General features: G+C 69.0%; 9 protein-coding genes. 6 read left to right on the top strand and 3 right to left on the bottom strand.

Translation table 11 applies throughout. The features are described 5' to 3' along the window. Positions 1-27 precede the first annotated feature (27 nt). On the top strand, positions 28-3,126 hold the full coding sequence (uvrA, locus tag WIX39_RS06500) for an excinuclease ABC subunit UvrA (protein WP_409194695.1): 3,099 nt from the start codon (positions 28-30) through the stop codon (positions 3,124-3,126). A gap of 24 nt (positions 3,127-3,150) precedes the next feature. On the opposite strand, the gene WIX39_RS06495 is transcribed toward uvrA, so the two are convergent. From WIX39_RS06495 to WIX39_RS06485, 3 genes are read right to left on the bottom strand one after another with little or no spacing between them, the layout of a single operon-like run. Beyond that, entirely contained in the window at positions 3,151-3,906 is a 756-nt protein-coding gene (locus tag WIX39_RS06495; protein WP_081270732.1) for a GntR family transcriptional regulator, read from the bottom strand. Beyond that, positions 3,903-5,672: a glycerol-3-phosphate dehydrogenase/oxidase gene (locus tag WIX39_RS06490; protein WP_409194694.1), complete on the bottom strand. Its 1,770-nt coding sequence runs from the start codon at positions 5,670-5,672 to the stop codon at positions 3,903-3,905. The genes WIX39_RS06495 and WIX39_RS06490 overlap by 4 nt, the downstream gene beginning before the upstream one ends. Continuing rightward, positions 5,669-7,156, bottom strand: a complete 1,488-nt coding sequence (locus WIX39_RS06485) for an FGGY family carbohydrate kinase (RefSeq protein ID WP_409194693.1) — start codon at positions 7,154-7,156, stop codon at positions 5,669-5,671. The genes WIX39_RS06490 and WIX39_RS06485 overlap by 4 nt, the downstream gene beginning before the upstream one ends. 181 nt (positions 7,157-7,337) lie before the next feature. Between WIX39_RS06485 and WIX39_RS06480 the strand changes: the two genes are divergently transcribed. Genes WIX39_RS06480 through WIX39_RS06460 form a run of 5 tightly spaced genes read left to right on the top strand, consistent with a single transcriptional unit; the run spans position 7,338 to position 12,819 of the window. Then, positions 7,338-8,384, top strand: a complete 1,047-nt coding sequence (locus WIX39_RS06480; protein ID WP_409194692.1) for a substrate-binding domain-containing protein — start codon at positions 7,338-7,340, stop codon at positions 8,382-8,384. Further along, positions 8,381-9,904 (top strand): sugar ABC transporter ATP-binding protein, encoded by a 1,524-nt coding sequence (locus tag WIX39_RS06475; RefSeq protein WP_409194691.1) that lies wholly within the window; start codon positions 8,381-8,383, stop codon positions 9,902-9,904. The genes WIX39_RS06480 and WIX39_RS06475 overlap by 4 nt, the downstream gene beginning before the upstream one ends. Next, the gene (locus WIX39_RS06470) at positions 9,901-10,929 is read left to right on the top strand and encodes an ABC transporter permease (RefSeq protein WP_409194690.1); all 1,029 of its coding nucleotides are present in this window, start codon (positions 9,901-9,903) and stop codon (positions 10,927-10,929) included. The genes WIX39_RS06475 and WIX39_RS06470 overlap by 4 nt, the downstream gene beginning before the upstream one ends. An 11-nt stretch (positions 10,930-10,940) precedes the next feature. Then, a complete protein-coding gene (locus tag WIX39_RS06465) occupies positions 10,941-11,921 on the top strand; it encodes an aldo/keto reductase (protein ID WP_409196324.1) in 981 nt (326 codons plus the stop codon). Between the two features lie 40 nt (positions 11,922-11,961). Beyond that, positions 11,962-12,819, top strand: a complete 858-nt coding sequence (locus WIX39_RS06460) for a class I fructose-bisphosphate aldolase (RefSeq protein ID WP_409194689.1) — start codon at positions 11,962-11,964, stop codon at positions 12,817-12,819. Positions 12,820-12,895 lie beyond the last annotated feature (76 nt).

Below are 12,895 nucleotides of genomic sequence, written 5' to 3'. Positions count from 1 at the left end.
CCGGTTGCCCTCGGACGATCGCCTCCTTTGAATTCCAAAGCCACTGAACCAGCCGCGGCAGAAGCCGCCGAAGCTGCAGAACGCGCCCGCGATGCGGAACGCGAACGCGACACCTACCTCGGCGCGGTGCTGGCGCAGCAGCGCATCAGCATCCGCGGCGCGCGCACCCACAACCTGAAGAACGTCGACCTCGACATTCCGCGCAACAAGCTGGTGGTCATCACCGGCCTGTCGGGCTCGGGCAAGTCGAGCCTGGCCTTCGACACGCTGTATGCCGAAGGGCAGCGGCGCTATGTGGAGAGCCTGTCGGCCTATGCGCGGCAGTTCCTGCAGCTCATGGACAAGCCCGACGTCGACGTGATCGAGGGTCTGTCGCCCGCCATCAGCATCGAGCAGAAGGCCACCAGCCACAACCCGCGCTCCACCGTGGGCACGGTGACCGAGATCCACGACTACCTGCGCCTGCTGTACGCGCGCGCCGGCACGCCCTACTGCCCCGACCACCACCTGCCGCTGCAGGCGCAGACCGTCTCGCAGATGGTCGATGCCACGCTCGCCCTGCCCGGCGAGCCGCGGCTGATGATCCTGGCGCCGGTGGCACGCGAGAAGAAAGGCGAGTTCCTCGAACTCTTCGCCGAGATGCAGGCGGCCGGCTACATCCGCTTCCGCGTCGACGGGCAAACATACGAATACAACGACCTGCCCAAGCTCAAGAAGACCGAGAAGCACGACATCGACGTCGTCATCGACCGCCTGCGCGCTCGCCCCGACATGCAGCAGCGGCTGGCCGAGAGCTTCGAGGCCGCGCTGCGCCTGGCCGAAGGCCGCGCCATCGCGCTGGAGCTGGGCGCAGAGGGCGCGGCCGACAAGGAGCACCTGTTCAACGCCAAGTTCGCCTGCCCGATCTGCCACTACTCGCTGTCGGAGCTGGAGCCGCGCCTGTTCTCGTTCAACTCGCCGGTGGGCGCCTGCCCGAGCTGCGACGGCCTGGGCCACCGGGAAGTGTTCGACCCGGCGCGCGTGGTGGCCTTCCCCTCGCTGTCGCTGGCCAGCGGCGCCATCAAGGGCTGGGACCGCCGCAACGGCTACTACTTCAGCATGATCGAGAGCGTCGCCAAGCACTACAAGTTCGACGTCGACGCGCCCTTCGAGTCATTGCCGGCCTCGGTGCAGCAGGTGCTGCTGCACGGCTCGGCCGCCGAGGAGATCAAGTTCAACTACACCATGGAGTCGGGCAACTTCGCGGGCAAGAAGCTCACGAAGAAGCACCCCTTCGAGGGGATCATCCCGAACATGGCGCGGCGCTACCGCGAGACCGATTCGGTGATGGTGCGCGAAGACCTCGCGCGCTTTCGCAACCTGCAGCCCTGCCCCGACTGCGGCGGCTCGCGGCTGCGGCGCGAGGCCCGCAACGTGTTCCTGGTCGATGAATCGGCGCGCCCGGCCGACGGCGGCGAGCCGCCGCGCATGGCGATCTTCGAGCTCAGCCACCTCACCCTGCGCGATTCGCTGGCCTGGTTCCAGAAGCTCAAGCTGCGCGGCGCCAAGGCCGACATCGCCGACAAGGTGGTGCGCGAGATCGGCCTGCGCCTGAAATTCCTGAACGACGTCGGCCTGAACTACCTGAGCCTGGACCGCAGCGCCGAGACGCTCTCCGGCGGCGAGGCGCAGCGCATCCGCCTGGCGTCGCAGATCGGCTCGGGCCTCACCGGCGTGATGTACGTGCTCGACGAGCCCAGCATCGGCCTGCACCAGCGCGACAACGACCGCCTCATCGGCACGCTGAAGCACCTGCGCGACATCGGCAACAGCGTGATCGTGGTCGAGCACGACGAGGACATGATCCACGCCGCCGACCACGTGATCGACATGGGCCCCGGCGCCGGCGTGCACGGCGGCCGCGTGATGGCGCAGGGCACCTATGCCGAGGTGTCGGCCAACCCCGATTCGCTCACCGGCCAGTACCTGTCGGGCACGCGCAAGATCGAAGTGCCCAGGCGCCGCACCGCGTGGCTGCCGGTGATGAACAAGCCCGCGTTCAACGAAGGCAGGAAGCCCTCACGCTTTCCGCAGAGCCCCGCCGCAGAGCGCCGCGCGGCGCGCGAGGCCGCCCACCTGGCCACGCAGACCGACCTGCAGGAGATCCGCGTGGTCGGCGCCACCGGCAACAACCTGAAGAACGTGAGCGTCGCCTTCCCGGTCGGCCTGCTGACGTGCGTGACGGGCGTCTCGGGCTCGGGCAAGTCGACGCTGGTGAACGACACGCTCTACACCGCCGTGGCGCGCACGCTGTACCGCGCGCACGAGGAACCGGCCGAACACGAATCGGTCGAGGGCATCGAGTATTTCGACAAGGTCATCAACGTCGACCAGAGCCCCATCGGCCGCACGCCGCGCAGCAACCCGGCCACCTACACCGGCCTGTTCACGCCCATCCGCGAGCTGATGGCCGAGACCAACACCGCGCGCGAGCGCGGCTACGGCCCGGGCCGCTTCAGCTTCAACGTGGCCGGCGGGCGCTGCGAGGCCTGCCAGGGCGACGGCGTGGTGAAGGTGGAGATGCACTTCCTGCCCGACGTGTACGTGCCCTGCGAGGTCTGCCACGGCCAGCGCTACAACCGCGAGACGCTCGAGGTGCTCTACAAGGGCAAGAACATCGCGCAGATCCTCGAGATGACGGTCGAGACCGCGCACGAGTTCTTGAAGGCCGTGCCGACCATCGAGCGCAAGCTGCGCACCCTGCTGGACGTGGGCCTGAGCTACATCAAGCTCGGCCAGTCGGCCACCACGCTGTCGGGCGGCGAGGCGCAGCGCGTGAAGCTCGCGCTGGAACTCAGCAAGCGCGACACCGGCCGCACGCTCTACATCCTCGACGAGCCGACCACCGGCCTGCACTTCGCCGACATCGAGCTGCTGCTGAAGGTGCTGCACCAGCTGCGCGACGCGGGCAACACCATCGTCGTGATCGAGCACAACCTCGACGTCATCAAGACGGCCGACTGGCTGATCGACATGGGGCCGGAAGGCGGCGCCGGCGGCGGCACGGTGGTGGGCGAAGGCACGCCGGAAGACATCGCGGCGAACGAGGCGAGCCACACGGGGCGGTATCTGAAGCGGCTGCTGTAGCCGCTCCCGGCCTGGGCAAGACGCTCAGGTCGTCGTCTGCACGTGCAGCCGGCTGGTCTTGCAGCGGTGCAGCGCGCGGTAGTGCTCCAGCGGCCTGCCGTTGGCGCCGTAGGCGATGGACTCGATGCGCAGCAGCGGCTCCGGCGTGGGCAGGTTCAGCAGCTCGCAGGTGTCGGCGTCGGGCAGCACCGCGTCGATCCAGCGTTCGGCGCGCACCAGGCGCAGGCCGTACTGGCGGCGCAGCACGTCGTACAGAGAGCGGTCGTCCAGGCGCGTGCGGTGCAGGCCCGGCGCCAGGTCCGCGGGTACCACGGTTTCCACCAGAAGGCGCAGTTCGCCATCGACGCTGCGCAGGCGCTTGAGCGCCACCACCTGCGTGTCGTCGGTGAGGCCGAGGGAGGCCGCTTCCTGTTCGGTGGGCGCGCGCAGTTCCTGCGTGAGGATCTGCGTGCGCACCGAGCGGCCCTTGCGCTCCATCTCGTCGGAGAAGCCGAGCACGGTGGAGACAAAATCTTCATCGCGCTCGCGTGCCGACACGAAGGCGCCGCGGCCCTTGATCTTGTAGATGAGGTTGTTGCGCACCAGGTCTGCCAGCGCCTCGCGCACCACGATGCGCGAGATGCCGAACTGCTCGCCCAGCTCGGCTTCGGACGGCAACTTGGCGCCGATGGGCAGCACGCCCTGCAGGATCTGCAGGCGCAGCGCGTCGCGAAACTGCGCCCACAAAGGCGATTCGGAGCCACGGTCGAGCACGGTCGATATTTCGGTCGGAGAGTTCACGTCGAGGGTTGGCCCAGGGCCTGAGGAGTCGTCAATGATGCATCGAAAGATGCGGGCGCATCGGCGGCCACCGGCGAAAGCCGCACGCCGTGGCGCTCGCGCAGGGCGGCGGAGCAGGCCAGCAGTTCGCGCCGCGCCAGGGCCGCGTCCCACCCCAGTGCCTCGGCCGCGATGCCCGCCATTTCCGCCAGCGCAGCGCCGGTGACGAGGCCGCGGATCGCGAGCAGGGTCCGGCGGATCACGAGATCGTCGAGATGGATCACGCCCGTCTCGAGGCACAGGTAGGACAGCTCGGCGACCGAGTAGTCGGGCGCGTGCTGCAAGGGCACATCGCCCGAGGCTCCGAGCCGCTGCGCCAGCGGCAGCGCCTTCGATCCGTAGCGGCGCAGCAGCACCTGCGCGCGCGCACGGCCCAGGCCGGAGGCCGTGACCATGCGGTCGAGAAAGCGTTCCGTGGCCTGCGCGTCCGCAGGCAGCTCCGCGCCACCGCCGATGGGCAGCACCTCGGTCGATGCGGTGCGCGGGCGGCCCAGTTTCTGCAGCACTTCGTTCGTCGCCTCTTCGGCCAGCGCGCGGAAGGTCGTCCACTTGCCGCCGACCAGGCCGACGATGGGAATGTCGCGCGTGGCGTTGGGCAGGTCGACCACCACCGAATGGTCGCGCGAGATCTGCCCCGGCTTGTCGGCGTCGGAGCGCGCGAGCGGGCGCACGCCCACGTAGGTGTAGACCACGTCGCCGCGGCCGAACGCGAGGTTCGGGAACACCTCGGCCAGCACCTCGAGCAGGTAGTCGACCTCGGCCGGCTCGGTGGCGATCTGGTCGGGGTCTTCCACCGGGATGTCGGTGGAGCCCACCAGCACGCGGTCGAGGAAGGGATAGACGATGCACACGCGCCCGTCCACCGCCTCGAAGTAGGCCATGCGCCCCTGCAGCGCATCGCGCAGCGCGGGATGGTCGAGCACCAGGTGCGATCCCTTGGTGCCCATCACGCGCGAGCCCGCGCCGCCCAGCACGGCGGTGCTGCGGTCCAGCCACGCGCCGCTGGCGTTCACCACGGTGTCGGCCGTCACGCGCACCAGCGCGCCGGTGATCTCGTCGCGCAGGGTGAGGATGTTGCCCGCGCAGCCCATCACGCGGCAGTAGTTGGCGGCGGCCGAGCGCGGCTGGTCGCGGCAGGCGTCGCCGATGAGTTCCAGCACCAGCCATTCGGGGTGGCTGATCCACGCATCGAAGAAGGTCGCGGTCCAGCGCACTGCCGCGCGGAACAGGCTGCGGTCGGCGGTGGGCACGCGGCTGATGCGGTGGTTGGGCATCACGCGCTGGCGGCGGCCCAGCAGGTCGTACAGGCGCAGGCCCGCCGCCACCGCCAGCAGGCCGCGCGTGCGCTGCGGCGGCGTGCGGCCGAAGAACTTGAGCGCGCTGCTCATGAGGCCGCCGAAGAAGCTCGACAGCGGCACCACCGTCTTCAGCGGCTGCACCAGGTGCGGCGCGTTGCGCAGCAGCAGGTTGCGCTCGCGCGTGGCCTCGGCCACCAGCGAGAAGCTGCCGTTCTCCAGGTAGCGCAGGCCGCCGTGGATCATGCGCGAAGGCGCGCTGCTCGCGCCCGCGCTGAAGTCGCCCTTGTCGACGATGAGGCAGTCGACGCGCTGCAGGCACAGGTCGCGGAACACGCCCACGCCGTTGATGCCGGCACCGACGATCACCGTCGAAAAGTGGCGATCCGCCAGGGAAGCCGGACGCACGAAAGGCAGTTGCCAGGCGCTCATTGCTTGCCCCCGGCCAGATGTGAAAACACAGGAGACATGGTGTCGATCAGTTCGTTGAAGCCGGCCATGAAGCCGGCATGGGCGCGCGCCTGCGCGGCGTCGGGTTCGACGGTGTCGCAGGGCGCGAGCAAGGCGCTGTCCTGCCCGGCGTGGTCGATGCCCTGCGACATGGCGGCGTAGATGGCCGCGCCGCGCGCGCCGGTTTCGTCGTCGGCGCAGCGCTCGACCGGATGCGCCAGAAAGCCGGCCAGCAGGCGCACGAGGCGGGTGTCGCTCGCACCGCCGCCGAGCACGGTCGAGGCCGACACCGGCAGGCCGCAGGCCGCGAGCCGCGCCGTGTGGCGCGCATGCAGCGCGGCCACCGCATCGACCACGGCGCGTGCCATGTCGCCGCGCGTGTGATGGCTCTTGAGGCCGACGAAGCCCGCCGTCACGCCGCCGCCGCCGTTCACGAACGGCAGGAAGCGCAGGCCGCCCGCGCCCAGCGGCACCGACATCGCCAGGTCGACCACGGCGCGCGAATCCGGCAGGCCCAGCACGCCGGCCAACCATGCGATGTTGGCCATCGACGAGGGGCTGTTCTCCATGTAGAGCCGCCTGTCCGCGCGACCGAAGTTCACGACCGCCGCCACGTCGGGCTTGGGCTCGATCACCGGTCCGATGACCGCGTTCACGCACCAGGTGCCGAAGACCGACACCGCCCGCTCGCGGCCTTCGGCGCAGATCGCGGTCATCGATGCGAGCAGGTCGATGGCGCCCATCGCCACGGGAATGCCGGCGGGCAGGCCGCACAGCGCGGCTTCGGCAGGCCGCAGCTTGCCGACGACCTCGCCGCCGGGCACCAGCGGACCGAAGGCACGCGGCCCGAGGTCGGCGATGCCCGAGGCGTCGAAGGCCGCCTGCGACCACGTGCCGGTGGCGATCGACACCAGCCCGGCGGTGCTCGCATCGCTCGCGTCGGTCGCGATCTCGCCGGTCAGCAGGAAGCCGAGGTAGTCCTTCGCGAACAGCAGCCGGCGCACCTCGCCGCGCTGCACGGCGTCGGTGCCCAGCAGCTCGGCCGCGATCACGGTGGGCTGGCCCGGCCAGGGCCTGCAGCCGACATCGGCGAACAGCGCATCCCCGTGGCTCAGCGACAGCGAACGCGCACGCGCATCGGCCCGCTGGTCGGTGGAGGCGACGGCCCTGCCGCCCACGAGTTCGTTGCGCGCGTCCAGCGCATAGAGCCCGGCGCCGTGGCCGGTGCAGCCGATGGCGCGGACCTCGGACACGCGGTTGCCGAGCTGGTGGGCGACGTCGCGCAGCACGTGGGTCAGGGCCGAGCGGATGGCGGCAGCCCCCACTTCGCATCCTCCTGCGGGCAGCCGGTCGTGCGGCAATGGCATGCGGGACAGGGCGACGGCCCGGCCGCTCCCGGCTTCGAGGGCCAGGGCTTTCAGGCTGCTCGACCCCATGTCGATGCCGATCAGTATTTTTGTCTTCATGTCATAACAGCTTCGGCGGAATAAAAGCGCATCGCCAGTAGCGTTTCCCCTAGTTATCCCGTCAAACGGCCAGCGCGTACATTCTAGCCTGTCATAACAACTGTCGTGACAACGAGGATCGAAAAGCTGCCCTCAAAGGCAGCATCAGCAAGCTGTGCCACACAACGTGAGGAGACAAAAAATGAGGCGTAATTTCCTGAAGTCCGCGGCGGCCGCCGGTATCGGCCTGGCCGGTGCGAGCGCGCTTGCGCAGCAGCAGGCGGCAGCCCCCGCCGCGGGCGCCGGCCTGCGCGGCAATGCCAACGACGTCTACGTGATGAACGTGATGGTGTCGGGCGTGGAGTACTGGTTTCCGGTCTACGAAATGATGAAGCAGCTCGGCCGCACGCTGGGCGTGAAGACGCGCTACACCGGCACGCCCGAATACGACGTGAACAAGCAGCTCGCGTCCTTCGAGCAGGAACTGGCGCGCAAGCCGGCCGGCATCCTGCTGCATCCGATGAACCCCGACCCGTTCATCGAGCCGATCAACCGCGCGGCGGCGATGGGCATCCCGGTCGTCACCTTCGCGGCCGACTCGCCCAACTCCAAGCGCACCTCGTTCATCACGTCCGACAACGACCGCGAAGGCACGCAGGCGGCCGACGCCATCGCGGCCTCGATGGGCGGCAAGGGCGAATACGCCGTGCTGGAGAACCCCGGCCAGGACAACCACGACCGCCGCATCGCCGCCTTCGTCAACCGCATGAAGACCAAGCACCCGGGCATGAAGCTGGTCGGCCGCGCCGCCAGCAATCAGGACCCGAACAAGGCCTACCAGGCCGTGCTGAGCCTGGCGCAGGCCAACCCGAACCTGGGTGCGCTCTTCATGCCCGAGGCCAACTCGGCGCTGGGCGCGGCGCAGGCCAAGGTCGAGACCAAGAAGAACATCAAGGTGATGTGCTGCGACGTGAACGCCAAGATCCTGGACATGATCAAGTCGGGCGACGTGTTCGGCTCCATCAACCCGAACCAGGGCATGCAGGGCTACATGGGCATGATGATGCTGTTCCTGGCCAAGAACCCGACGCTCATCGACCCGATGAACGACGCCAAGCGCAACGGCACCAACCCGATGTCCGTGCCCTTCCTGGACAACGGCCTGGCCGTGGTCAGCAAGGCCAACGCGGACGACTTCTACTGGGACAAGTACCTCGCCCGCCGCGGCACCAAGGGAATCGGCGAGTGAACGCAGTGAGCGCATTGCTCGAACTGAAGGCGATCAGCAAGCGCTTCGGCGCTTCGCGCGCGCTCACGGGCGTGGACTTCTCGCTGCACGCCGGCGAGATCCACGCCCTGTGCGGCGAGAACGGCGCGGGCAAGTCCACGCTGATGAACATCATCGACGGCATCCACCAGCCGGACGAGGGCGAGATCTCGCTCGACGGCCGCAAGGTGGTCATCGACGGCCCGGCGCACGCCATGCGCCTGGGCATCGGCCTGGTGCACCAGGAGATCGCCCTGTGCGGCGACGCCACCGTGGCCGAGAACATCTTCATGCCGGAGATCAACGCCGGCAAGCATGCGTGGATGGACTACGCCAGCCTCAACGCGCGCGCCGCCCGAGTGCTGCAGCGGCTGGGGCAGGACGTCGACCCGTCGGCGCTGGTGAAGGACCTGAGCATCTCGACGCAGCAGCTCATCGAGATCGCCAAGGCGCTCACGCTCGACTGCAAGGTGCTGATCCTCGACGAGCCCACCGCCGCGCTGACCGACAACGAATCGGCCGCGCTCTTCAAGGTGCTGCACGACCTGAAGGCGCAGGGCATCGGCATCATCTACATCAGCCACCGCATGGCCGAGATCTTCGCGCACTGCTCGCGCGTGACGGTGCTGCGCGACGGGCGCAATGTGCACTGCGGCCCGCTGGCCGAGCTGGACGCCGACGCGCTGGTGCGCCGCATGGTCGGGCGCGACCTGGGCAACTACTACCCGCCGAAGCACGGCGACGCGGCGCACGGCGAGCCGGTGCTCGAAGTGAGCGACATCGCCGACGGCGAGCGCGTGCACGGCATCTCCTTCACGCTCAGGCGCGGCGAGATCCTCGGCATCGCGGGCCTCATGGGCGCCGGGCGCAGCGAACTCGCCGAGACCGTCTGCGGCCTGCGCCCCGCCACGCGCGGCAAAGTGCGCCTGCACGGCAGGACGCTGGCGATCCGCAAGTACAGCGACGCGCTGCGCGAAGGCATCGCCTACCTCAGCGAAGACCGCAAGGCGGCGGGCGTGTACCTCGACCTGCCCATCGCGCAGAACATCGCGTCGATGGCGCTGAAGCGCGTGAGCTCGCGCTTCGGCCTGCTGCAGCGCGCGGCCGAGCACAAGCTGGCGGTGGACCTGGGCGCCAAGCTCAAGCTCAAGTCCGACGGCGTGGCCATCGACGTGGCGAGCCTGTCGGGCGGCAACCAGCAGAAGGTGGCCATCGCCAAGCTGCTGGCCACCAACCCGTCGGTGCTGCTGATGGACGAACCCACGCGCGGCGTGGACGTGGGCGCCAAGTCGGAGATCCACCACATCCTGCGCGAGCTGGCGAGCCAGGGCGTGGGCGTGGTGGTGATCTCGTCGGAGCTGCCCGAGATCATCGGGCTGTGCGACCGCGCGCTGGTGATACGCGACGGCCGGCTGGCCGGTGAAGTGCAAGACAACGAAATGACGGAAGAGGCGCTGCTGCGGCTGGCCTCGGGACTTTGCGAAGAGGAAGCGACAGCGTGAACTACCCGGCACAACTCGACGCGGGGGCCGCACCGGGCCTCCAGCCACACCAGTCGGGGGGCGGCCCCGCCAAGCCCGCCAGCAAGCTCGGCAGCATGCGCGAGATGGGCCTGCTGCTCATCATTGCCGCGCTGTGCGTGGGCATGAGCTTCGCGTCGCCCTACTTCCTCACGTGGGACAACGTGCGCGCGATGCTGCTGTCGTTCTCCATCGAAGGCATCGTGGTGGTGGGCATGACGATCCTGCTGATCGTCGGCGGCATCGACCTGTCGGTGGGCTCGGTGGTGTGCTTCGCGATGGTGGTCACGGGCAAGCTGTTCCTCATGGGCTTCGACCCGTGGACGGCGGGGCTGGTGGCCATCGGCGCGAGCGCGCTCATCGGCGCCATGATCGGCGGCTGCGTCACGCGCATCGGGCTGAACCATTTCATCGCCTCGCTGGCCTTCATGGTGATCGTGCGCGGTCTGTGCCTGGCGCTCACGCAGGGCACGCCGCAGTCGCTGTTCTCGCTGCCGGCGGAGTTCAAGTTCATCGGCCAGGGCACGCTGTTCGGCATTCCGGCCGTCATCCTGATCTTCCTGCTGATCGTGGTGGTGAGCGACTTCGTGCTGCGCCGCTCCACCCTGCTGCGCCGCGTGTTCTACACCGGCAGCAACGAGAAGGCCGCGCTGTACTCGGGCATTCGCGTGGGGCACGTGAAGTTCTGGGTCACGGTGCTGTGCTCCGCTTCGGCGGGCCTGGCCGGCGTGATCTACACCGCGCGCTTCGGCGCGGCCACGCCCACCTTCGGCATGGGCATGGAGCTGAACGTGATCGCCGCCGCGGTGATCGGCGGCGCCAGCCTCAAGGGCGGCTCGGGCACGGTGCTGGGCGCGGTGCTGGGCCTGGCGCTGCTGTCGGTGGTGACAAGCTCGCTGATCCTGCTGGACGTGTCGCCCTACTGGCAGGACGTGATCAAGGGCCTGATCCTGCTCGCGGCCGTGACCATCGACCACATCATGAACACCAGAAAGACCAAGCGATGAACAACGCATCGATGAAGAAGACAACGCTCGGCCCGTCGGGCATCGAGTGCTCGGCCATCGGCCTGGGCACCTGGGCCATGGGTGGCTGGATGTGGGGCGGCGGTGACAACGCCGCCGCCGTGCTGGCCATCCAGGCATCGCTGGACGCGGGCGTGAACCTGATCGACACCGCGCCGGCCTACGGCCTCGGCCGCTCGGAGAGCATCGTCGGCACCGCGCTGAAAGGCCGCCGCCACGAAGCCGTGATCGCCACCAAGTGCGGGCTGGTGTGGCACACGCAGAAGGGAACGCACTTCTTCGAAGAAGACAGCCATCCGGTGTACCGCTACCTCGGGCGCGAATCGATCATTCATGAATGCGAAGAGAGCCTGAAGCGCCTGCAGACCGACTACATCGACCTCTACATCACGCACTGGCAGGACGCCACCACGCCCGTGGCCGAGACCATGGACGCGCTGCTCGCGCTGAAGAAGCAGGGAAAGATCCGCGCCATCGGCGTGAGCAACGTGAGCCCCGAGACGCTGGCCGAGTACCTGCAACACGGCCCGGTGGATGCGGCACAGGAGCGCTACAGCCTGATCGACCGCGAGATCGAGCAGACGCTGGTGCCGCTGTGCACCGAGCACGACGTGGCGGTGCTGGGCTATTCGTCGCTCGCGCTCGGCCTGCTGGCCGGCCCCATCGACCCCGCGCGCCAGTTCACCGGCGACGACCAGCGCGCGAGCAACCCGCGCTTCAGCGCCGAGAACCGCGCGAAGCTCAAGGCCTTCTTCGAAGAGCTGGAGCCGCTGCGCAAGCAGCTCGAATGCTCGTTCGGCCAACTGATGATCGCGTGGACGCTGGCGCGCGGCAGCGTCTCGGTGGCGCTGTGCGGCGCCCGCGTGAGCAAGCAGGCCGTCGAGAACGCGGCCGCCGGCTCGGTGCGCCTGCAGGGCGACGCGCTGGCGCTCATCGACGCCGCCGCGGCCCGGCATCTGGCCGCGCTGGGCTGAGGCCCCTTCCATCCCATCTCAACACAAGGATTTCTTCCGTATGTCGAAGGACAAGACCGCACGCCTGAACCGGCTGCTGAACAACGGGCGCTGCCTGGACATCGCGCTGGACCACGGCGTGTGCAACGAGCCCTCGTTCCTCAACGGGCTCGAGGACATGCCGGCGGTGATCGACAAGCTCGTGGCCGCCGGCCCCGACGCGATCCAGCTCAACTACGGTCAGGCCGACCTGCTGCAGGACCGCCCGGGCCGTGACAAGCCGGCGCTGGTCCAGCGCATCGACATGGGCAACCCCTACAACGCCACCGCGCACCGCGTGATGTGGGCGGTGCTGCAGAACGAGCACGACCCGGTGCTGCCGGCCGTGCAGCGCGACGCGGCCTGCGTGGTGGTCAACCTGTTCATGCTGCCGAACGAGCCCGACCTGTTCCGCCAGTGCGTGCAGAACATCGCGCGCGTGCGCGCCGATTGCGACCGCTACGGCATGCCGCTGATGATCGAGCCGCTGGTGATGCGCCCGCACGGCGAGCAAGGCGGCTACATGGTCGACGGCGACGCCGAGAAGATCGTCACGCTCGTGCGGCTGGCGCGCGAGATGGGCGCCGACATCGTCAAGGCCGACCCCACCACCGACCCCGCCGACTTCCACCGCGTGGTGCAGGCCGCGCGCTGCCCCGTGCTCGTGCGCGGCGGCGGACGCGAAGACCTGCAGCAGGTGTTCGCCCGCTCGCGCGTGCTGATGGACCAGGGCGCGGTCGGCATGGTGTACGGGCGCAACGTGTACCAGCACGCCAACCCGTCGGCGGTGGTGGATGCGCTGATGGCCATGATCCACCGCGGCGCGAGCGCCAAGGAGGCATGGGACATCTACGAATCGGGCGGCGCGAAGAAGAACTGAGCCGGGCCGATCCGGCGGGAGCTGAGCGACGGCGCAACGCCGTCCAGAAAAACGAGGAGGGAGAGGCTGTACGGCC

The sequence above is a fragment of the Variovorax sp. AB1(2024) genome, from assembly GCF_037482385.2.
GTDB lineage: Bacteria > Pseudomonadota > Gammaproteobacteria > Burkholderiales > Burkholderiaceae_C > Variovorax.
This window is presented reverse-complemented; position numbering and strand designations above follow the sequence as displayed.

Excerpts from the sequence above, each read along its gene's own strand:
- WIX39_RS06490 (WP_409194694.1), bottom strand. The coding sequence starts at position 5,672 with ATGAGCGCCTGGCAACTGCCTTTCGTGCGTCCGGCTTCCCTGGCGGAT.
- WIX39_RS06485 (WP_409194693.1), bottom strand. The coding sequence starts at position 7,156 with ATGAAGACAAAAATACTGATCGGCATCGACATGGGGTCGAGCAGCCTG.
- WIX39_RS06480 (WP_409194692.1), top strand. The coding sequence starts at position 7,338 with ATGAGGCGTAATTTCCTGAAGTCCGCGGCGGCCGCCGGTATCGGCCTG.
- WIX39_RS06465 (WP_409196324.1), top strand. The coding sequence starts at position 10,941 with ATGAAGAAGACAACGCTCGGCCCGTCGGGCATCGAGTGCTCGGCCATC.
- WIX39_RS06460 (WP_409194689.1), top strand. The coding sequence starts at position 11,962 with ATGTCGAAGGACAAGACCGCACGCCTGAACCGGCTGCTGAACAACGGG.